Origin of the sequence: Streptomyces sp. NPDC012508, assembly GCF_042902595.1 — a bacterium.
In the GTDB taxonomy this organism is placed as follows: Bacteria; Actinomycetota; Actinomycetes; order Streptomycetales; family Streptomycetaceae; genus Streptomyces.
On sequence record NZ_JBIBEO010000001.1, the window covers coordinates 327,264 to 346,622 of the forward strand.

The window sequence follows — 19,359 nt, forward strand, 5'->3', positions numbered from 1 at the left end:
CCCGCTCAGCCGGGCAGGTCGGCCAGGCGTCGCCGGTCGAGCGGGGAGGCGCGGCGGTCGAGCCGCTCCTCCAGGAGGTGGCGGGCCGCGTCGCTCTGGCCCGCCTCCAGGAGTGCGTAGAGCAGGGTCTCCTCGACGACCTCGCGCTGGGCGGCGCTGCCGCCCACGCGGCGGAGGGCGGGCTGCAGCCCGCGCAGCCCCTCCACCGCGGTCGTCCACTGTTCCTCCAGAACGGCTTCGAGGGCACGGCAGAGCGGGGCGATGACCTCGCGCTGCACGGGGTCGGCTCCGGTGGCGTGGGTGCGCAGCCGGCGGAGCGCGGGCAGATCACCGGCCGCGGTGAGGGCGACCGCGCCGTGGAGGGCGGTGAACGCGGTCGCGGGGCGTTCGAGGAGGTCGCGCTCGACGGCGTCGAGCACCCCGTCGACGGGTACGGCTCCGGTCCAGTTCCGGGTCATCCTCGCCCGCCACAGGAGCGAGCCGGAGTCGACCAGCGCCCGCACGCCGTTCACCTGGCGCGGGGCGAGCTGGGCGAACCAGCGGCGGCGTACGGCCTCGGAGTCGTCCAGGGCGAGTTCGTGGAGCGCGACGTGCCAGGAGAAGTGGGCCCGGTGCACGGCGCCGCGGCCGTGGCCGCCGATCCAGCCGTCGAGCCAGTCGCGTCCCGCGCGGTGGTCGCCGGATTCGTAGTGGACGTGGGCGAGGGCGTGCACGGCGTGGCCGGAGGCGGGTTCGACGGCGAGGGCCGACGTGGCGAGAGCGCCCGCCTCGTCGATGCGGCCCTGCTCCTGGCGGACGAAGGCGAGCAAGGAGGTGGGGAACCAGTGCCCGTCGTAGGCAGGCGCGGTGTGCTCGACGATACGGCGGGCCAGTGTGCCGTCGATGTCGCCGACGCCGGAGAAGGCGATGGTGGGCACGGCGATGCTCAGCGCGAAGGCGTCGCCGGGGTAGCGGTCGAGGTGGGCGACGAGCGCGCGGTCGCCGTCCGCTCCCCCGCCGCCGTCCGCCGCCGCGCCGCCGTCGTGCGCCCGGATCCGGCGGGTGACGACGTCGACGAAGGAGCGTTCCCGCTCGTCGCCGCGCTCGGCCACGCTGCGCTGGGCGTCGGCGAGTTCGCGCTGTACGTCGAGGTCCGCGCCGCACTCGTGGCCGAGCAGGGCGAGCGCGGCGTGCCCGAGGGCGAAGCCGGGGTCGAGGGCGGTGGCCCGGGCGAACGCCTCGGCGGCCTTCGCCCGTACGGTGACGACCCGGCCGAGACCGCTGCGGAAGGCCGCGGCCGCCGCGGCGTGGGTCGACAGCGGCAGCCCGAACTGGTCGGTGGGCCGGCGGCGGGTCGGCTGCGGGGCACGGGTGAGCGGGGCGAGCACGGCCTCGGCGATCTCCCTGGCCTGCGCCCTGATCTCGGGGATCGCGGTCGTCTCCCACAGCTCGCCGCGCCGGGGCGCGCCGAGGGTGAACAGCGGCCTGGCGGTGCCGCCCCGGGCGTCGCGGAGCCGGCCGGCGTCGGTGGCGACGCCGATGCCGAGCGGTCCGGGCGCGGCGAGGCCGTCGGCGAGCAGCCCGCCCCAGAGCGGGTCGTCGGCGGGGTCGGTGCGCAGCCCGGGCCCGGTGCAGTCGACGACCCATCCCGCGGTCAGTTCCCGGCCGTCGGTGAGCGCGACGGCGATCCGGCCGTCGTCGAGTGTCCGGGCGGCGGCGATCCGGCCGGAGTGGACGCGCAGGCGGCGGGCGGCGCGCGCCCGGGCGATGGTCTCGGCGGTGGCGGGGGCCATCCGGTGGCGGTGGACGTTCCACCGCGTCGCGTCGCGTTCGAGGAACTCGGCCCGCTCCTCGTCGGTGAGTCCCTGCCAGAGCGCGGCGATCGCGGGGCGCAGCCCATCGAGGGCGGGACGCCAGTCGCCGTGGTCGCGCAGGGAGGCGGCGACGTGGCGGCGGAGAGCGGTGCGCAGCCGGTGGAGCGGGAGGGCCGTGAGGCCGGGCGGAGCGGGTACGGCCGGCAGCGGCGCGACGGCGTGCGGCCGGGGCAGCAGGCCGCTGCGCGAGAGGGCGTGCACGGTGCGGCCGGGCCGGTCGAGAACGAGCGCCAGGTCGACGGCGGTCAGTCCCGCGCCGACGAGCAGGACGTCGTCGCCCGGCCCCACCGGGTCGAGCGCGCCGGGCGCCCAGGGGCTGCCGATGAACCGCTCGGAGCCGCGCAGTTCGGCCGGGGCCCAGCGCGCGGTGCCCGCCGCGGGCCCGGTGGCCAGGACGACGGCGTCGGCCGTGACCGTCCCGCCGTCAGCGAGCCGCAGCTCGAACCGTCCGTCGGCCGTGTCCGTACAGCGGGTCGCCCGGGTGCGCAGCCGTCGTACGGCGACGGTGCCGTGAGCGGTGATGATGGCGCGGCCCAGGGTGTCGGCGAGGTAGGAGCCGAAGCGGTGCCGGGACGCGAAGTCCCTCTCGGTGACGGTGGATTCGCCGTGCCGGCAGAGCCAGCGCCGGAAGTGGCCGGGGTCGTCCGGGTAGCAGCTCATCCCGCCGACCGGCACGTTGAGCCGGTGCTCGGGGACCTCGGTGGCGTACGCCGTGCCGCGTCCCGCCTCGGCGGCCGGGTCGACGAGGACGAGGTCGAGCGGGGTGCGCCGGCGGGCGGCCGTCTCGCACAGCTGCACGGCGACGAGCGCCCCGGCCGCGCCCGCGCCGACGACGGCCACGGTCGGTCGCGGAGGGACGGAGACGGTCCGGGGCGTGGACGCGGTCTGGGGCGTGGGCACGAGGGGACCTCCGGCCGGCGGGTGGTGGGCGACGTTGTTCACTATGTCGATGAACAATGTGAACAGACAAGGGCGCACCACCCCTTCACCTGAGGTCCGGATCGCTTTCGCGCCACTCGTGAGACATTGAGGCGGTGAGGATCTCAGCACGAACGGACTACGCGGTCAGGGCGATGGCGGAGCTGGCCTGCTCCCCCGACCGGCCGCTCAAGGCGGAGGACGTCGCCGGCCGGCAGGGCATCCCGGTCCGCTTCCTCTTCGTCGTCCTCAGCGAGTTGCGGCAGGCCCGGCTGGTCCGGAGCGTGCGCGGCCCGGACGGCGGCTACACCCTCGCCAGGCCGGCCGCGGAGATCACCCTCGCCGACGTGCTCCGGGCGATGGACGGTCCGCTGGTGAGCGTGCGTGACCTGAAGCTGACCGGTCTGGAGTACCAGGGGGCGGCGGCGCCCATGCCTGACGTGTGGCGCGCGGTGCGGGCGAGTCTGCGCCAGGTCCTCGAGGGCACGACCCTCGCGGACCTGGCGTCGGGTGCGCTGCCGGAGCTCGTACGGGAGCGGGCGCGCGAGTACACGGACGACGTACGGACGTATCCGTAGCGGCGTGTGCGGTCACCGTCCGGGAAGGCCGAGTTCGCCGCCCCGGTAGAAGGCTTCGCTCTCCTCGACGACGTACGGGGCCATCGTCTCGCGGCGGGACCGCTCCGCGTCGGAGGACCGCCAGGCGTCGCACGCCTCCTTCGAGTCCCAGAGCGAGACGCCGGTGATCTCCTGGCCGTCCTCGGTCCAGTAGGCGTACGCCTTGTGCAGACCGTCGGGTGAGAATCCGGGGCGCCAGGCCCGCTCGAACTCCTCCAGGGCGCCCGGGGCGATGCGGCGCGTGGTCACCCAGACAAAGCGCTGCTCCATCGCAGCCTCCTCGGTAACGGGATCGGTCGTGATCGCGCTCTTCGACCACCGTAGGTCCGACGACCCGATTCCGCCTCCGAGACGGCTACCGGCGGTGACGGCGCGGGCGCGACGGGCCGGGTGGGCGCCAGAGCGCGGCGGTGGCCGCGGTGGCGACGGCGACGGCCGTCAGGCGCTCGTGGTCGACGGTGTCCGGGGTGTCGGTGGGGCGGTGGTAGCGCGGGTTCCGGAAGTTCGCCGTGCCCGTGAGCAGCACGGCAGGGACCCCCGCGTTCCAGAAGGCCGCGTGGTCGCTGCGGCCGAGGTGGTTCATCGGGGGTACGGCGAGTCCGGCGAGGGCGCCGAGGGGGCCGTCGGGGCGCGGGTCGCGGAGGGTGACGACGGGCAGAGGCGGCTCCGCGGCCCCGGCCGCCCGGCGCCACAGGTCGGCGGCCGTGTCCGAGGAACGGCGGTGGACGACGAGCATGAAGTCGCCCCGCCGCCCGGTGGCATGCACGGTACCGGCCGCGCCCGGGAAGACCGCGCCGAACCCGGGCGGGATCGCCTGCGTTCCGGGCGCGGTGTCGAAGCAGCCGACGGACTCCAGGCAGAGCATTCCGGCGACACGCCGGCCGGGGCCCGCCGCGCGGGCGGCGACCCGGGCGCCGACGAACCCCAGCTCCTCCATGTCGAAGCAGGCGAGGCGCACCGCGGGCGGCCGTGGCAGCCCGCCGAGCAGCCGGGCGACCTCCAGAAGGGCGGCGACGCCGGAGGCGTTGTCGTCGGCGCCGGGGCTGCCCGCGACGGTGTCCAGGTGGGCCCCGACGAGCACCACGGGACCGTCCCCCACGTCCCCGAGCTCGGCCAGCAGGTTGGCTCCGGTCAGGCGTCGGTGCACGCGGAAGCGGAAGGGCGACAGACGGGCGCCGCCGGGACGGTCGGTGCAGCCCGGGCGCCACCGGACGTCGAACGGCTGCCGCTCGGTCCGCCAGCCCGCCTCCGCCAGCCGGCGCGCCACATGGGCCTCGGCGCGGAGCATGGCCTCGGGGGCGTGGGTCCGGCCGCGCGGGCGGTCGGCGAGAAACGCCACGTCGTCCCGTAGGCGCGCGGGATCGGCTCGACCGGTGAGCTCCCGGACGAGGGCGGTCACGTCAGGACCTGCCTCCATGGCGTCGATGGTGGCGTACACGGCTCGGGCGCGCCCGAGCAACCACACTGGGAGTTCCGCCGTCCCTCTCCATACGACCCCCTCCGACGGAAGGATCCCCGTAATGGCGACGCTCGATCCGATCACTCGTAGGCTCCGGCGCCTCTTCGAGGTACTGGACTCCGACGGCGACGGATTCGTCACCTGGTCCGACCATGAGCGGATCGTGGCGGCGTACGCGACGGCCTACGGGCTCGCGGCGGACGATCCCAGGATCCAGGCCCTGGAGCGGGCGTACTGGGCGCAGTGGCTCGGGCTGCTCACCCAGTCGGCACCGGGGCGGGAACGGCTGGACCAGGACGGCTTCGTCGCGGCGCACCGCGCGGTGGGCTACGACAGCGACCGCCCCGAACTCCTCGAGAACCTCGCGGCGGCCATCTTCCGCATCATGGACACCAAGGGCGCCAAGCGGGTCAGCGGGGAGGAGTTCGCCGCGTATCTCGCCGTCTGGGGTGTCACCGGGGAGCAGGACCCGGTGGTCTTCGAACGTCTCGACCTGGACCGTGACGCGTTCATCTCGCAGCGGGAGATCGCCCGGTCGCTGCGCGCGTTCCACCTGCACAACGACAACCTGAACACGCCCGGAGGCATCTTCCTCGGCGTGTACTGACCGTGCGCGGCGGGCCGGGGTGTGGTCGGATCTCGTCATGGACGTCACTGAGGAGAGCGACGGTTCGCCGGGCCCCCGGGGGTCCGGAGAGCGCCGTCGTGCCGCTCGGCGCGCCGTCGCGAGCCGGACGACCGACCCGGCCGAGCTGGCGGAGTTCCTCGACATACTCGATCTGCGGCCCGAGGTCGACCACCTGTACTCCGGTACGGAGTCCGGGCGCCCCCGCCGGACCGGCGAGGGGCGCCCGGGTAAGGCCTAGAAGGTCAGGTTCCAGGCGTCGATCTTTCCGGTGTCCTGGTTGGCGTTGTCGTTCACACGGAGCTTCCAGACGCCGTTCGCGACCTCGGCCGAGGCGTTGACGGTGAAGGTCTGGAGGATGTTGTCCGTGCCGCTGCCGGTCCGGTTGTGCACCGTGTAGACCGTGCCGTCGGGGGCGACCAGGTCGACCTTCAGGTCACCGATGTACGTGTGCTTGATGTCCACGCCCACCTTGAGGGTGGCCGGGGCGTTGCCGGTCACACCGCTGACGGTGAGGGGGCTCTCGACGGTGGTGTTGTCGGCGATCGCGACGTCGGTGAGGTTCTCGAAGTACTTTCCGGGGGGCGGGGTGGTGCCGCCGACCGCCTTCAGCGCGTCGACTCGGCCCTCGCCGAAGAAGCTGTTGTTGGCCGTGGTGCCGGTGCACCGGCTGTCCGAGGGGCAGGCCAGGTCGGTGGCCTGCACGCCCAGCTTCGTACGGATGTCCGCCGGGGTGTCGCCCGGGTTCGCGCTCGCGAGCAGCGCGGCCACGCCCGCGACGTGCGGGGCGGCCATCGAGGTGCCGCTGAGCGAGGAGTACTTGCCGCCGGGGACGGTGCTGTAGACCGACTCACCGGGCGCCGACACCTCGATGACGTTCCGTCCGAAGTTGGAGAAGGACGCCTTGGACGAGCCGTTGGTGCCGTTCGCCGCGACCGTGACGACGCCCGGCAGCTCGGCCGGGATGTCCAGGCAGTCGTTGGTGATGGTCCGGGTCACCGGGGTGGAGTCGTTGGGCGAGGAGGTGTCGGTGGTCTTGTTCGCCAGGTCGTAGTTGGCGTTTCCGGCCGCCGCGACCTGCAGCGAACCCTTGCCTTCCGCGTACTTCTGGGCGCGGCCCACACCCTCCAGGATGGCCGCCTGGTCCACGTTGTTCGGGCAGTTGAACTGCCACGGGTCCGTGTAGTAGCTGTTGTTGGTGACCTTGAAGCCGTGGTCACCGGCCCAGACGAGCCCGCAGATGGTGTTCTCGGCGAAGAACAGCGTGCTGCCCGGCTCCGCGATGCGGACCGAGGATATCTTCACGCCCGGCGCGACGCCGATGGCGCCCTTGCCGTTCTTGGCGGCCGCGACCGTACCGGCGACGTGCGTGCCGTGGGTGTCGACGTCACGCCACGCCCCGGCCCGGGTGTCCGCCTTGCCGTACGCGCAGGAGACCGAGTCGGCGGCGTTGAAGTTCGGCGCCAGGTCCTGGTGCTGGTCGTCCACGCCGGTGTCCAGGATGCCGACCTTGACCGACGGAGAGCCGGTGCTGACCGCCCAGGCCTGGTCGGCCTTGATCTGCGTCATGTCCGACCGGACCGGCTCGGTGGCCGGCGCCGCGGACTGGGACGGGTTGCTCGGCAGCGCCGGGTTGTAGGCGTCGGCGGGGACGTCGGAGGTACGGGTGGCGCCGACCTGCTGGACGCCGGCGACCCCGCGCATCGTCGGGGCGAAGCTCGCCGACGCCGAGTGGGCCACCACGACGCCGATGGCGTCGTACGAGGCGAAGACCGTGCCGCCGTTGTTCGCGACCGCCGTACGGACCGCGGTGGTGTCACCGGGAGCGGTGATCACGAGGTAGGCACGGGTGCCGGCCGCCCAGGCCGCCGGGACGGCTGCCCGCGCACTGCGGGCGGCGGAGGTCGATGCGGCCGACGCCGTGGAGCCGGCCTGAGCCGCGGAGGCGGCCGAGGGCTCCGGGATGGTCGTCGGCGCGGCCTGGGCGGCTCCGACGGGCACGGTGAGCGCGACGGCCGAGCCGAGAGCGGCGGCGGCCACGGCGGAGAGTCTCAGCCGGCTGGGTATCTGGGAAAACAATGCGTCCTCCGATGGCCCGGTGACGCTGGTGGCGCCTGCCGGGCCCTGTGTTGTAGGGGGTGGGAGGCAAGATCCCAGAGGAGCGCATGCGGAAGGAAGTCTTCAACCGAACAAGCGTGTTGGCGTTACACAGTGTTGACCTGACGGGGTGTCGGTCGGGGAGGTTTTCCGCCTCGATGGGCGGTTCGTCAGGGTGGCGACGTGGGGGTGCCGCCGGTCGGGGACGACGGGGATCTGTGGTGCGTGGTGGCCGCCGGGTTCGCCGTCGACGAGGCCGCGGATCTCCCGCGGGCGGAGGAGGCGCTCGTCGTCACGTGCGACGACTGCGCGTCTTCGCCCGGATGCCCGCCTCCGGGGACGCGGCCGCGCACGTCACGGAGCTGCCCGCGGCGGAGGCTCCGAGCGTGGCGCGCTGCCGGAGGACGAGCCGACCCCCGACGACGAGGGCGAAGGCGAGCGCGGCGGGGGGACGGGGACGGCGAGGCGTCCGTCACCGCCGGGAACGAGGAGGCCGCGCTGCTCGCCGTCGGCTGCGCAGACGCGCCCCGCACCCCGCGGCGCCCAGCCCTGCTGGGACGCCCTCGCCCCGCCGGGCGTGCCGCTGACGTACGAGAGCGTGGGCCGGACGGCTTGTGGACGGGGCGGTTCGGCATCGGGGCGGACGTCCACGCGGCGCGACGTGCCGCGCGGACGGTCCACACGGCCCGACGTGGCCGGTCAGTACAGCCGTGGGGACATGACCTGCGGCTCGGTGCCCGGCACCTCGAGGACGCAGCGGGGGATGCCGGGGCCGGCCGCCGCGCGGACGGACGCACGGGTCGGCGGGTCGGTCGGCAGCTCGATGTGCACGGTCACCGGCCGGTCGGAGCCGGTCGTGGCGTACCCGGTCTCCTTGCCGTCGACGAGGACCTCGACGACGGCCTTGTGGCCGGTCTGGACCGTGACGCTGACGGAGTGCCCCGCGTGGTCGATATGAAAGTGGTGGCGTCGTCTCATGGGGTCGCCTCCGACCGGTTCGCCGTCCTCGCCCCCTGCTCCAGCGTAGCCATCCGCCACCGGGGCAGCCTGGTCGGCGGCGACGCGGGGCGCGTCACCCGAACAGCCGCCCTCCGGGCGTGCAACCGGCCCTCCGTCGGGTGCACTGGAGAGGCAAGCGTCCGCCGAGCATGGAGACGACCATGTACGAAATGCACGTCGGCATAGCGCCCCGTGACGGGATCTTCGTCTGGCACGTGGCCGCCATCGGCACCGCGACCGCCCTGTGCGGGCAGTCGCTCCACGAGGAGCCGTTGGAGGAGCGCGAGAGGACCGACCGTCACTGCACCCCTTGTATGAGTTCGTTCCAGGAGCTGATGAACGACCGGCGTTGACAGCCGGATTTCCGAATTCCCCGATGTCCCTCAGACCCCCAGTCGGTCGCGGAGCGCCGACAGTCTCGGCCGTCGCTCGGCGCGTTCCCGCGAGTGGCGGTCGAGTTCTTCCATGAGGCGGCGCCCTCGGTGGTCGAGGTCGAGTTCGTCGAGGATCCGGTCGACCTCGGTGAGCAGCGCTCCGTACAGCTGCCACTGGCTCGGGTCGCTCTGGACGGCCCGGAGCAGCAGGTCCGCCGCGTGGTCGCGGACCGCGCGGGCGGCGCGGAGTTCGCCGGCGAGCCGTTCCTCGGCGGCGTCGGCGTCCGCGCTGACATGGGTGGAGACGAGGACGGCGAAGCTCACGAGCGTGTCGGCGATGCGTGCCAGGAGGTCTTCGAGCGCGAGCGCGAGGTCCTCGGGGAAGAGGCCCGTGTCCTTGCGCTCCTTGGCGAGGTCGGTGAGCGTGCGGGCCAGGACCCGGAGGACGACGGCGCAGATCTCCAGGGTGTCGAGCCCGGTGCGCAGCACGATGCGGTGCAGGACACCTTCCTGTTCCTTGACCCGGGGGTTGAGCCGGAGGCTGTCCTCGGCCTGGCGCAGCGCCGCGTCGACGTCGGCCACGTCGTTGTCGAGCCGGCGGGCTTCGTGCAGGCGCGCGGCGGCGCGTGCGACGGGTGTGGGGGTGGTGAGTTCCTCGCCCATGCCCAGCATCAGCCGGCGCATGCGGCGCGCCAGGTCTTCGATGGAATCGCCCGCCGAGCCGACCCAGACCGGCGGGGCGAGGACCGTGTTGAACGTCAGGCCGACGATCGCGCCGATGAGGGTCTCCAGGACCCTGTCCCAGGCGGTGTCGGTGACCTGGGTGACGCCGAGGACGAGCATGGCGCTGATCGCGACCTCGGGCACGAACTCGTCGACGCGCACGAAGCGGCCCACCACCAGCGAGGCCAGGATGATCAGCCCGAGGCTCCACCAGGTGAGGCCGACGAGGGCGCTGAACGCGATGGCGATGACGACGCCGACGACCACCGAGTTGACCCGTCTGATGCCGGTGGTGAGCGTGGAGTAGAGGGTGACCTGGACGACGAGCAGCGCGGTGAGCGGAGCGGTGAGGGGTGCGGGTTCGCTGCTCAGCTGGAGGGCGACGACATAGGAGATCGTGGCCGCGGCCGTGGACCTGACGGTCTGCACGACCGCCGGGTCCCGGCGCCGCGCGGACAGGTCGGCCAGCACTCTTCGTAGCGCAGCGCGCACGTCCCTCACGCTTTCAGGTTTTCGTACCGGAGGACTCTTCGCACTCCGTACCGGTACGGCCCGCCGGAATGGCGATCTCGCCGAGGGTACGGTGGGATGGGAACCGATCACGCGTCCACGACGGATGGATGAAGGTTGTGTCGACCTCGAGCCATGCGGTGTCCGGCGCCCCCTGCTGGGTCAGTCTCATGACCCGGGATCTCCGCGCTGCCGAGACGTTCTACGGGGGTGTGTTCGGTTGGGAGTTCCGGTCCACCCGATTGGGTGAGGAGTTCTCGGTCGCCCTGCGCGACGGGGCTCCGGTCGCCGGGATCGGCGCGCTGGCGCCGCGTCTCGCGGTGGCCGTCGCCTGGACCCCGTACTTCGCCGTCGACGACGCCGATGTGACCGCGGCACGCATCCGGGAGCGCAGCGCCACGGTGGCCGTGGGGCCGCTGCGGTTCGGGACGGGGCGCGCGGCGCTCGCCTCGGACCGTGAGGGGGCCGTCTTCGGCATCTGGGAGGGCGAGGTGATCCCCGACTGGAGTGTCGGCAAGGGCGGGGCCCCGGCCTGGCTGGAGCTGCGGACCCGGAACGCCTTCGACGCGGCGATCTTCTACGCCGAGGTGCTGGACTGGGCCGGTGAGCGGCCGGGCTGCTGCCAGGTGAGTTACGAGGACGACCACGTCGTGCTGAGCCATGCGGGTGTCACGGTCGCCCGGCTCTTCGGCGGTGCGGTGGAGGCGGCCCCCGACCCGCAGGTACGGCCGCGCTGGCATGTGCACTTCCGTGTCCCCGATGTCGACGAGGCGGTCGAGGCAGCCCTCCGGCTCGGTGGGACGACCACCTCGCCGGTGAGTGCCTCGGGCAACGGCCGCCGTGTCACCCTGAGCGATCCCGACGGCGGGCTGTTCACGGTGGCGGACAGCGTGGAGTGACGCGGCACGGAGTGCGGTGCCGCCGGACGGGGGGTGCGGTCACTCCCCCGCGTGGGCGGCGCGCCGGATCGTGGCGTCGAGAAGAGCCAGGGCCTGGTCGGCGGTACGTCCCGGGGCGCGGTTCCAGGGGCCGATGAGCCCGGTCCAGCCCTGTGCGCGCAGCTCGGTGACGATCCAGGCGGCGGAGCGGTTCATGGTGTCGGCGCTGCCGTGGCCGAGGCGGTGCGCCGTGAGCAGCGCGCCGCAGAGGCAGCGGGCGCCCCGCGCGTCGCGGAGGCGGTACGGCTTGTTCTGCCAGCCCCACTCGACGAGGACGTGGCGGGCGTGGGCGAGGTGGACGGACGGGCGTACGTCGCTCTGCCCGATGCGCCGCCAGGTGTGCAGCCGGTCGGGCAGGACGGCTCCGATCCGGCCGGGAAGGCGCCGTTCGGCGGGCAGGGGCGGGGTGAGGCCGGCGAGGGCGGTGGTCACGAGCTGGTCGACGGGCACGGAGAGCAGCCGGCGCCAGTCGTCCTGAGCCGCGGCCGGCTCCTCGTACGGAACGTCCCACCGGCGGACGATCTCCTGCCAGACGGCGCTGTCGTGGAGTGTGACGGCCGCGCGGTCGAGGACGTCGGGGGCAAGGGTCGGCAGGGACATGCGCACTCCGGGCTCGGTGGATCTCTCACTCATCGGAATGTCGGCTTTGTCCTGAACATTCTTGAGCGATCCAGCCAAAAGTTACCTATCGGTATGCCGTGACTTGTCATGCGGGCGGCAGTAGAACTCGTTCCCATTCCATCGACAGTGAGGGCTCCTCATGGCTGTTACACGCCGTGGATTCATCACGGGAACAGGTTCTATTCTCGGCACTCTGGCACTCCCCGCCCACGCCTACGCCTCGGCCACTCAGTCCCGAATCCCCGCCCTGGTGATCGGCACCGGCTACGGCGGCTCCGTCGCCGCGCTCAGGCTCGCCCAGGCGGGCGTCGACGTACGCATGGTCGAGATGGGCATGGCCTGGGACACCCCGGGCCCCGACGGCAAGATCTTCGCCAACACGACCACCCCCGACCACCGGTCCTTCTGGCTGCGCACCCGCACCAAGCAGCCCCTCAGCCAGTTCCTCGGCTTCCCGCTCGACAAGGACGTCCCCCGCCACACGGGCATCCTGGACGCCGAGGAGTTCGGCGGCATCACCGTCTACCAGGGCCGGGGCGTCGGAGGCGGCTCCCTGGTCAACGGCGGTATGGCGGTCACCCCGCGCCGGGAGAACTTCGGGGCGATCCTTCCGTCCGTCGACGTCGCCGAGATGTACGACGTCTACTATCCGCGCGCCAACGCCGGGCTCGGCGTGAACCATGTCGACCCGGCCTGGTGGGAGAGCGCGGCGTGCTACCAGTACGCCCGGGTGGGCCGTAAGCACGCCCAGCGCTCCGGCTTCCCCTTCGTCTTCGTGCCCAATGTGTACGACTGGGAGTACATGAAGCAGGAGGCCTCAGGCGCCGTGCCCAAGTCGGCGCTGGCCGGGGAGGTGCTCTACGGCAACAACCACGGCAAGAAGACGCTGCAGAAGACCTATCTCGCGCAGGCCCGGGCGACCGGGCGGGTCACCGTCTCACCGCTGCACAAGGTGACGTCCGTGTCCCCGGCCGCGGGCGGCGGCTACACGGTCGTCGTCGACCGGCTGGACACCGGCGGGAACACCACGTCCACCGAGACGATCCTGGCGGACCGGGTGTTCTTCGCGGCCGGCAGCGTCGGTACCAGCAAGCTGCTGACCAAGTTGAGAGCCACCGGGGCGCTGCCCGGTCTCAACGGCGAGATCGGCAAGGGCTGGGGCGACAACGGCAACGTCATGTGCGGGCGCGCCAACCACATGTGGGACCCGACGGGGAAGCTCCAGTCGTCCATGCCGACGGCCGGCATCGACAACTGGGACGCGGGCGGGGCGTTCGCCGAGGTGGCACCGCTGCCCACCGGCATCGAGACGTACGCCTCGTTCTATCTGTCGATCACCAAGAACCCGCACCGCGCCGAGTTCACGTGGAACCCCACGGCGGGCCGGGTCGAGCTCAACTGGCAGACCGCGTGGAAGCAGCCGTCCATCAACGCCGCCAAGACGATCTTCGACAAGATCAACGCGAAGGAGGGGACGATCTATCGCACGGACCTGTTCGGCGCCTACAAGATCTGGGGCGACCACCTCACGTACCACCCCCTCGGCGGCGCCGTGCTCGGCCGGGCCACCGACAACTACGGCCGCCTCCACGGCCATCCGGGCCTCTATGTGATCGACGGCGCGCTGATCCCGGGCAACGCCAGCGTCAACCCGTTCGTCACCATCACCGCGCTCGCCGAACGCAACATCGAGAAGATCATCGCCACCGACCTCTGAACCACCTCCGTGTCACTGGGTGGGCAGCACACACACCGCATCGAGGCCCAGCACCCGGTTGAGCCGCCCGAACGAGAGCCAGGAACCGATGCTCATCGTCAGCTCCACGATCTCGGGCTGGCTGTAGTGAGCGGTCATACGAGTCCAGAAGTCCTCGTCGAGACCGTGATGATCCAGGGCGTACCGCTCGGCGTACTCCGCGGCCAGCCGCGTCCGGTCGTCGAAGGCATCGGTGGTACGCCACTGGGCCACCGCGTCCGCGAACGTCTCCTCGACCTTCTCGCCGTCGCGGTCGGTCCGCCAGTCCAGACAGAACAGACAGCCGTTGACCTGTGCGATGCGCAGCCGCGCGGCCTCGAACTCGCGCAGCCCCAGGGTCGTATGGGCGTAGACGGAGAGGGAGAAGTTCGCTGCGGCGGTCCCGATCTCGGGGACGATCTCGCCCCATACGTACTCGATCGGGTGCCTGCCCTCGGGGACGTCGATCCTCATGGCCGTTTCCTTCCCAGTCGGCCCACCGCGGGGCGCAGCGGGACGTCGAGCGCGTCGTAGAGTCCGGGTTTCGCGTCCACGAGCCAGTCGACGGCGTTCACGAGCCGGCCGACGGCCGTGGCGTTGCCGCCCGCGGAGCGGTTCTCGCCCTCGTCGGTGGCCTCGACCGTGACCTCGATGCGCGGGCGGCCCTCGATGACCACCCGGTGGGCGCCCGCGCCGTCGGGCGGGGTGGGCCAGTCGGGGGCGCAGGAGGGGTGGATCCGGGTGACGTGTTCGATGACGATGCGGGGTTCTCCGCCCACGATCCCCTGGACCTCGAAACGTACGGCGCCCTGGGTGCCGGCCTCGAAGACGCCCATCGTGCGGGTGGTCACGGTGGCATCGAGGGGGCGGCGCGCCATGGTCTCGCGTATCTCGTCGAGTTCGACGCCGAGGGCCCGCGCCATGAGCCGGATCTGACCGCCCCACACCATGGTCGGGATGGAGGGGGCGAGCATCAGGGGTTCGTACTCCATCGGGTACCCCATGCCGATGAGGTGGCGGACCGAGTCCTCCTGCTCGTACGTGGAGTAGTCGAAGATCTCCTGACAGCGGACGACGTCCACGGTGGAGCCGAGGCCGCTGATCAGCAGGGGCAGGACGTCGTTGCCCCAGCCGGGGTCGACGCCGGAGACGAAGAGGGAGCCGCCGCCCTCGGCGACGGCGGCGAGGACCGGGTCCCGGAACTCCGGTGGCGCGCCGCGGTGGTCGTAGAGCGGGTAGAGCGCCGGGGTCACGACGACCGCGCCGCCGCGGACGGCCCTGACCACGTCGGCGAGCGCCTCGTCGGGCCGGATGTCCCCGGAGGCGGCGTACACCACCGCGCGGGGGCGGGCGGCGAGCACGGCGTCCATGTCGTCGGTCGCCGCCACCCCGAGGGAGCGGTCGAGTCCGGCGAGCGCGCCCGCGTCACGGCCGACCTTGCCGGGGTCGTGGACGAGGACGGCGGTGAGGGCGAGCGCCGGGTGGGCGTCGACGGCCCGTACGGCCGCGCGGCCGACATTCCCGGTTCCCCAGACAACGGTCGGAATCATGCGGGGAAGAGTAACCTGACGCACCGTCAGTTCCTAGGGGTGCGGACGATTTCGGCGGCCGCAACCCTCTCGCAACGTCCGTCGGTGTTCGCTGGAGCCCCGGCGGACGCACGAGGAGGGGGCGGGAGATGGAACGACCCGGAGCACGCGTGGAGTTGACGCCCGAAGCGGCCGACCTGCTGCGACGGCTGCGGGAGACGCACGGGCCGCTGATGTTCCACCAGTCGGGCGGCTGCTGCGACGGCAGCGCGCCCATGTGCTACCCCGACGGGGAGTTCCGCACCGGCGGCGCGGACGTGCTGCTCGCCTCCCTGGAGGTCGCCGGCGTCGCGGAGCCGGTGCCGTTCTGGATGTCGAAGGCTCAGTTCGAGCTGTGGAGTCACACCCGGCTGATCGTCGACGTCGTACCGGGGCGGGGCAGCGGGTTCTCCCTCGAGGCGCCGGAGGGCGTCCGTTTCCTCATCCGTTCCCGGCTCGTCGACTCCGTTCCGGACCCCCGCAACTGACGCCTGGTCACATCTCTGACACTCGGTTGACACGGGCCAGGACACCAGGGGGGATCGTGCGGATTCCGGGTACGCGCACGCGCACGCCGGCGGTCGTCGTGCTGGCCTGGTGTGCCCTGCTGGCCGGAGCCACACCGGGTACGGCCGACGCCACATGGACGACGGTGGCGCCGGGCATCACGTACCGCGCCTTCGACGTGGCGGGCCTCAAGGGCCCGGCCCGGGTCCATCTGGTCTCCGTGGATCTGCGCGACCCGAGGGTCGGCGTCGATCTCCTCACGCCCGGGGCGGTCGCGGCGCGCGCCCCGCTGTCGGCGCTCGCCGACGCGCCCGGCGCGGTCGCCGGGGTCAACGGGGACTTCTTCCACATCACCGAGAGCCAGCACCCGGGCGTCGAGGCGACCGGCGCCCCGGTCGGCCCGGCGATCGCCTCCGGCCGGGAGCTGAAGGCTGCCGTGCCGACCGGCCAGCGCTTCGGCCCCGCGTTGCCGCCGGGCACCGACACGCGCGAGGTCCTCGGTGTGGGCGTCGACCGCAGGGCCCGGCTCGGCCGCCTCACCCTGGACGGCACGGTGTCCACGCCCGGCGGCCGGCTGCCGCTCGGCGGCCTCGACCAGTACGCGCTGCCGGTCGGCTCGGTCGGGGCGTTCACCGCCCGCTGGGGCGAGCCCTCGCGGGTCCGCGCCACCTGCGGTACGGACACCGAGCGCGCGGCGCCGTGTTCCTCGGAGACGTACGAGGTGACGGTGCGCGACGGGCGGGTCGTCGCGGTGGCCGACACGCCGGGGCGTGGCCCGATCGCCGAGGGCAGCCAGGTCCTCGTGGGCCGGGAGGCGGGCGCGCGACGGCTGCGGGAGCTGGCCCTGGGCGACCGGGTGCGGGTACGGCACCGGCTGGTCGCGGAGGGCTCCCGCGTCCCCTACGTCTTCGCGGTGGGCGGTTATCCGGTGCTTCGGGCGGGCGCGCCGCTGCCCGGCCTCGACCCGCGCACCTCGGCCGTCCGCTCCGCGGCGGGCGTGGCGGACGGCGGACGGCGGCTGCTGTTCTTGGCGCTGGACGGCTCCCCCGAGTTCCGCACGGGGCTGACGATCGCCGAGGTGGCGTCGGTCCTCGACCAGGTGGGCGCGGAGGACGGTTTCAGCCTCGACGGCGGAGGCTCGTCCACGCTGGTGACCCGGGACCCCGGCGCCCCGGCCGTCACCGTACGCAACCATCCCGCCGGGGGTGCGGAGCGGCCGGTGCCGAACGCCGTGGGGATCTTCTCCCGCCGCTGACCCGGCACGGACACGGTCCGTCACCGAGCGGGGCGGGCCCGCCCTGACTAGCGTGGAAGTCGGCAACCACCGGCGAGCCTCATCGATCGGAAGAGAGTCACTGTCATGGCCGCACGACCTGAAGGCACACCCTGCTGGGCCGACGCGATGTTCACCGACGTCGAAGGCGCCAAGACGTTCTACGGCGAGGTGCTGGGCTGGACCTTCGGCGAATCGTCCTCGGAGTACGGCAACTACACCCAGGCGTTCCGTGACGGCAAGGCGGTCGCGGCCGTCGTCCCGCCGATGCCGGGCCAGGACGGCTCCGAGCAGTCGGCCTGGTGTCTGTACTTCGCCTCACCCGATGCCGCCGCCACGGCCGAGAAGATCAAGAACAGCGGCGGCACGGTCCTCATGGAGCCGATGGCCGTCAGCGACTTCGGTTCGATGTGCCTGGCGCAGGACCCGGCAGGCGTCGTCTTCGGCATCTGGCAGCCCGGCACACACAAGGGGTTCGAGCTCGAGGGCGAGAACGGCTCCTACGCCTGGGCCGAGGTCTTCACGCGGGAACCCGCGAAGTCGGACGACTTCCTCACGTCGGTGTTCGGCTACAACGCCAAGAAGATGGTCGACGAGACCATGGACTACAAGGTCTTCGACCTGGACGGCGAGATGCCGGTCCTGGGACGGATGACGATGACGCCGGAGGACTTCCCTGCCGAGGTCCCGTCGTACATCCAGGTCTACTTCGGCGTCGACAACTGCGACACGGCGGTCGACAAGGCCGTGAGCCTCGGCGGCCAGAAGGTTTTCGGGCCGATGGACAGCCCCTTCGGCCGCTTCGCAGCGATCGTCGACCCGCAGGGCGCGGCGTTCGCCGTCATCGACACCAAGACCACCGTGGGTGACGTGCCCGACATGGTCTGAACACAACGGTGCCCGGGGCCGTCGCGGTCCCGGGCACCGTCGTGTCTCAGCCGCCGTCGCGCACCGCGACGATCCCGTTGAAGACGCCGACGTACGCCGTCCCGTCGGGTCCGATCGTGATCGGGGCCCAGTTGTTGTCGTAGGCCACGCCGGTGCCCGTGAGCCTCTTCCAGACGCGCTTCCCGGTGCGGAAGTCGACCGCCGTCAGGTACCAGGCGTCGACGCCGAGGGGGTTCGGCTGCTTCTCGTAGAAGTAGAGCAGGCCGTTGGCGGTGGAGATCTTGGGGACGGTGGAGGGCGAGCGCACGTCGCTCTCCCACACGGTGTCGCAGCCGCTGCCGTCGGGGCGGACGTCGATCCGCGCGGCGCCGCCGACCACGCTGCGGCCGAACGTCAGCGTGGTCGGGTTCTCGTAGCCGTAGTTGTTCTCGACGACGAGACTGTCGCCCCAGCTGATCAGGGAGTTGTCGGTGGTCGAGGCTCCGGAGCCGAAGACCGGGACCTTGCAGACCAGGCGCTGCGCGGCGGGGACATCGACGCCGCGCCGGTAGACGAGGACGTTCATCCGGTCGTCGGCGTTGTCGGTGATCGCGACGTACTTCTCGGAGCCCTCACCGCCGAAGAGGTCGGGCGTGGTGCCCGAACCCTGGTTCACCGAACCGGGCTTGGTGCCGGTCCCCCGGTCGTACGTCTGGCGCCACTGGATCCGCGGGGTGCCGTCGGTAGCGGCGCGGAAGCTGTAGAGGGCGTGGTCGGAGACGATGGAGACACCGTCCTCGGCGACGGAGAAGGAATTCTGGATCTCCTCGCCCGTCAGCCGGATCGAGCGGAGCGTACCGGTGGCGGGGTCGACGGTGCCGACCCGGCCGAGCCGGGTCACCCACCAGATGCGGCCCTCCCAGTCGGGCATGACGGAGGTGACGGGGTCGCAGACGCCGCTCGGGAAGAGGTTGGTCCAGCTGACGCAGTCGTGCGGGACGAGGGAGGTCAGGTCCCAGTCGTCCTCGACCACGAACTCCCATGTTCCGTCGGGCTTCTGACGGTGCGCGATACGCAGGACGTGCTGGCGGGAGTCGGCGAGGACGACCCGGTCCCGGTCGTCGAGGTAGAAGTAGGCACCGCCGGAGGTGTCCTTGAAGATCTTCTCGAAGTCGAGGCGGGTGATCGCCTCGACGGTCGAGGAGCGCTGCGGCAGCTTGTACTCGGCGAGCGTGTCCAGGCTGCGGGGATCGAGCAGCTTGAGCAGGAAGCCCGAGAACGTCCCGCAGACCGTGAGCAGGCGGCCGCCCGCGTCGAAGGTGACCGTGGCGCACTCTCCGCCGACGGCGGCGATCTTCTCGCTGGAGACCTTCGGGTCGCGCCCGAGCGGACCGGAGAAGGGGTGCGTGCCGCTACCGGCGCCGTCGGCGTGCATACCGCTGCGCCCGTTGGGCGCGAGGTGAGGATGCTGGGCGGGCGCGTCGCCCGGCACCGGCCGGGCGGTCGCGGGGGCGCCGTCGTAGGCGGCGACGAGCCGGTGGCCGGGGGCCAGGGGTATCTCGTCGGCGAGAGCGACGGGGGTGGCGAACGCGAGCGCGATCGCGCTCACCGCGGCGATCAGGGCGAGCACACGGGCTCGTCTGTGGGGGGTGGTCAATGCGGCTCCTCGGGTGCG

General features: G+C 72.5%; 19 protein-coding genes. 9 read left to right on the top strand and 10 right to left on the bottom strand.

The features are described 5' to 3' along the window. Positions 1–5: 5 nt before the first annotated feature. Positions 6–2,753 (bottom strand): FAD/NAD(P)-binding protein, encoded by a 2,748-nt coding sequence (locus ACFY8U_RS01235; protein ID WP_389564046.1) that lies wholly within the window; start codon positions 2,751–2,753, stop codon positions 6–8. 134 nt (positions 2,754–2,887) lie between these two features. On the opposite strand from ACFY8U_RS01235, the gene ACFY8U_RS01240 reads away from it, so the two are divergent. Continuing rightward, positions 2,888–3,349 (top strand): RrF2 family transcriptional regulator, encoded by a 462-nt coding sequence (locus ACFY8U_RS01240; protein ID WP_389564049.1) that lies wholly within the window; start codon positions 2,888–2,890, stop codon positions 3,347–3,349. A gap of 12 nt (positions 3,350–3,361) precedes the next feature. Here ACFY8U_RS01240 and ACFY8U_RS01245 read toward each other — a convergent pair whose 3' ends face one another. Both ACFY8U_RS01245 and ACFY8U_RS01250 read right to left on the bottom strand, forming a co-directional pair. Next, complete coding sequence (locus tag ACFY8U_RS01245; protein ID WP_361431745.1) at positions 3,362–3,658, bottom strand: antibiotic biosynthesis monooxygenase; 297 nt, start codon at positions 3,656–3,658, stop codon at positions 3,362–3,364. Positions 3,659–3,743: 85 nt separating this feature from the next. Beyond that, positions 3,744–4,805 carry a M28 family peptidase gene (locus tag ACFY8U_RS01250; protein WP_389564052.1) on the bottom strand — a complete coding sequence of 354 codons (1,062 nt, stop codon included), beginning with the start codon at positions 4,803–4,805 and terminating at the stop codon, positions 3,744–3,746. A gap of 103 nt (positions 4,806–4,908) precedes the next feature. Between ACFY8U_RS01250 and ACFY8U_RS01255 the strand changes: the two genes are divergently transcribed. Together ACFY8U_RS01255 and ACFY8U_RS01260 are read left to right on the top strand one after the other, a co-directional pair. After that, positions 4,909–5,454 carry an EF-hand domain-containing protein gene (locus ACFY8U_RS01255; protein WP_389564055.1) on the top strand — a complete coding sequence of 182 codons (546 nt, stop codon included), beginning with the start codon at positions 4,909–4,911 and terminating at the stop codon, positions 5,452–5,454. Positions 5,455–5,491: 37 nt separating this feature from the next. Then, positions 5,492–5,713, top strand: a complete 222-nt coding sequence (locus ACFY8U_RS01260) for a hypothetical protein (RefSeq protein ID WP_361431738.1) — start codon at positions 5,492–5,494, stop codon at positions 5,711–5,713. On the opposite strand, the gene ACFY8U_RS01265 is transcribed toward ACFY8U_RS01260, so the two are convergent. Both ACFY8U_RS01265 and ACFY8U_RS01270 read right to left on the bottom strand, forming a co-directional pair. Next, complete coding sequence (locus tag ACFY8U_RS01265) at positions 5,710–7,512, bottom strand: S8 family serine peptidase (RefSeq protein WP_389564058.1); 1,803 nt, start codon at positions 7,510–7,512, stop codon at positions 5,710–5,712. The genes ACFY8U_RS01260 and ACFY8U_RS01265 overlap by 4 nt on opposite strands. A gap of 756 nt (positions 7,513–8,268) precedes the next feature. Further along, positions 8,269–8,547 carry a hypothetical protein gene (locus tag ACFY8U_RS01270; RefSeq protein WP_389564061.1) on the bottom strand — a complete coding sequence of 93 codons (279 nt, stop codon included), beginning with the start codon at positions 8,545–8,547 and terminating at the stop codon, positions 8,269–8,271. A 182-nt stretch (positions 8,548–8,729) separates the two neighbouring features. On the opposite strand from ACFY8U_RS01270, the gene ACFY8U_RS01275 reads away from it, so the two are divergent. Next, complete coding sequence (locus ACFY8U_RS01275) at positions 8,730–8,921, top strand: hypothetical protein (RefSeq protein ID WP_352188955.1); 192 nt, start codon at positions 8,730–8,732, stop codon at positions 8,919–8,921. Positions 8,922–8,951: 30 nt separating this feature from the next. Here the strand turns inward: ACFY8U_RS01275 and ACFY8U_RS01280 are convergent, their stop codons facing one another. Beyond that, positions 8,952–10,166 (bottom strand): aromatic acid exporter family protein, encoded by a 1,215-nt coding sequence (locus ACFY8U_RS01280; RefSeq protein ID WP_389564064.1) that lies wholly within the window; start codon positions 10,164–10,166, stop codon positions 8,952–8,954. A gap of 179 nt (positions 10,167–10,345) precedes the next feature. Between ACFY8U_RS01280 and ACFY8U_RS01285 the strand changes: the two genes are divergently transcribed. Next, entirely contained in the window at positions 10,346–11,074 is a 729-nt protein-coding gene (locus ACFY8U_RS01285) for a VOC family protein (RefSeq protein WP_389564066.1), read from the top strand. A 39-nt stretch (positions 11,075–11,113) separates the two neighbouring features. Here the strand turns inward: ACFY8U_RS01285 and ACFY8U_RS01290 are convergent, their stop codons facing one another. Further along, positions 11,114–11,713 carry a hypothetical protein gene (locus ACFY8U_RS01290; protein ID WP_389564069.1) on the bottom strand — a complete coding sequence of 200 codons (600 nt, stop codon included), beginning with the start codon at positions 11,711–11,713 and terminating at the stop codon, positions 11,114–11,116. A 160-nt stretch (positions 11,714–11,873) separates the two neighbouring features. Here ACFY8U_RS01290 and ACFY8U_RS01295 point away from each other — a divergent pair, with 160 nt between their 5' ends. Then, complete coding sequence (locus tag ACFY8U_RS01295) at positions 11,874–13,451, top strand: GMC oxidoreductase (RefSeq protein ID WP_389564072.1); 1,578 nt, start codon at positions 11,874–11,876, stop codon at positions 13,449–13,451. 12 nt (positions 13,452–13,463) lie between these two features. On the opposite strand, the gene ACFY8U_RS01300 is transcribed toward ACFY8U_RS01295, so the two are convergent. After that, a complete protein-coding gene (locus ACFY8U_RS01300; RefSeq protein WP_361431723.1) occupies positions 13,464–13,943 on the bottom strand; it encodes a carboxymuconolactone decarboxylase family protein in 480 nt (159 codons plus the stop codon). Next, positions 13,940–15,019: a dihydrodipicolinate reductase gene (locus ACFY8U_RS01305; protein WP_389564075.1), complete on the bottom strand. Its 1,080-nt coding sequence runs from the start codon at positions 15,017–15,019 to the stop codon at positions 13,940–13,942. Before ACFY8U_RS01305 ends, ACFY8U_RS01300 begins: the two co-directional genes overlap by 4 nt. A gap of 128 nt (positions 15,020–15,147) precedes the next feature. On the opposite strand from ACFY8U_RS01305, the gene ACFY8U_RS01310 reads away from it, so the two are divergent. The 3 genes from ACFY8U_RS01310 to ACFY8U_RS01320 all read left to right on the top strand — a co-directional run bounded on the left by ACFY8U_RS01310 (position 15,148) and on the right by ACFY8U_RS01320 (position 17,705). Then, positions 15,148–15,525: a DUF779 domain-containing protein gene (locus ACFY8U_RS01310; protein WP_389564077.1), complete on the top strand. Its 378-nt coding sequence runs from the start codon at positions 15,148–15,150 to the stop codon at positions 15,523–15,525. Positions 15,526–15,581: 56 nt separating this feature from the next. Continuing rightward, a complete protein-coding gene (locus ACFY8U_RS01315; RefSeq protein WP_389564080.1) occupies positions 15,582–16,799 on the top strand; it encodes a phosphodiester glycosidase family protein in 1,218 nt (405 codons plus the stop codon). A gap of 105 nt (positions 16,800–16,904) precedes the next feature. Further along, entirely contained in the window at positions 16,905–17,705 is an 801-nt protein-coding gene (locus ACFY8U_RS01320; RefSeq protein WP_389564082.1) for a VOC family protein, read from the top strand. A gap of 46 nt (positions 17,706–17,751) precedes the next feature. On the opposite strand, the gene ACFY8U_RS01325 is transcribed toward ACFY8U_RS01320, so the two are convergent. Continuing rightward, entirely contained in the window at positions 17,752–19,341 is a 1,590-nt protein-coding gene (locus ACFY8U_RS01325; RefSeq protein ID WP_389564085.1) for a hypothetical protein, read from the bottom strand. Positions 19,342–19,359: the final 18 nt, after the last annotated feature.

Excerpts from the sequence above, each read along its gene's own strand:
- ACFY8U_RS01245 (WP_361431745.1), bottom strand. The coding sequence starts at position 3,658 with ATGGAGCAGCGCTTTGTCTGGGTGACCACGCGCCGCATCGCCCCGGGC.
- ACFY8U_RS01250 (WP_389564052.1), bottom strand. The coding sequence starts at position 4,805 with ATGGAGGCAGGTCCTGACGTGACCGCCCTCGTCCGGGAGCTCACCGGT.
- ACFY8U_RS01255 (WP_389564055.1), top strand. The coding sequence starts at position 4,909 with ATGGCGACGCTCGATCCGATCACTCGTAGGCTCCGGCGCCTCTTCGAG.
- ACFY8U_RS01260 (WP_361431738.1), top strand. The coding sequence starts at position 5,492 with ATGGACGTCACTGAGGAGAGCGACGGTTCGCCGGGCCCCCGGGGGTCC.
- ACFY8U_RS01270 (WP_389564061.1), bottom strand. The coding sequence starts at position 8,547 with ATGAGACGACGCCACCACTTTCATATCGACCACGCGGGGCACTCCGTC.
- ACFY8U_RS01275 (WP_352188955.1), top strand. The coding sequence starts at position 8,730 with ATGTACGAAATGCACGTCGGCATAGCGCCCCGTGACGGGATCTTCGTC.
- ACFY8U_RS01285 (WP_389564066.1), top strand. The coding sequence starts at position 10,346 with ATGACCCGGGATCTCCGCGCTGCCGAGACGTTCTACGGGGGTGTGTTC.
- ACFY8U_RS01290 (WP_389564069.1), bottom strand. The coding sequence starts at position 11,713 with ATGTCCCTGCCGACCCTTGCCCCCGACGTCCTCGACCGCGCGGCCGTC.
- ACFY8U_RS01295 (WP_389564072.1), top strand. The coding sequence starts at position 11,874 with ATGGCTGTTACACGCCGTGGATTCATCACGGGAACAGGTTCTATTCTC.
- ACFY8U_RS01300 (WP_361431723.1), bottom strand. The coding sequence starts at position 13,943 with ATGAGGATCGACGTCCCCGAGGGCAGGCACCCGATCGAGTACGTATGG.
- ACFY8U_RS01305 (WP_389564075.1), bottom strand. The coding sequence starts at position 15,019 with ATGATTCCGACCGTTGTCTGGGGAACCGGGAATGTCGGCCGCGCGGCC.
- ACFY8U_RS01310 (WP_389564077.1), top strand. The coding sequence starts at position 15,148 with ATGGAACGACCCGGAGCACGCGTGGAGTTGACGCCCGAAGCGGCCGAC.
- ACFY8U_RS01320 (WP_389564082.1), top strand. The coding sequence starts at position 16,905 with ATGGCCGCACGACCTGAAGGCACACCCTGCTGGGCCGACGCGATGTTC.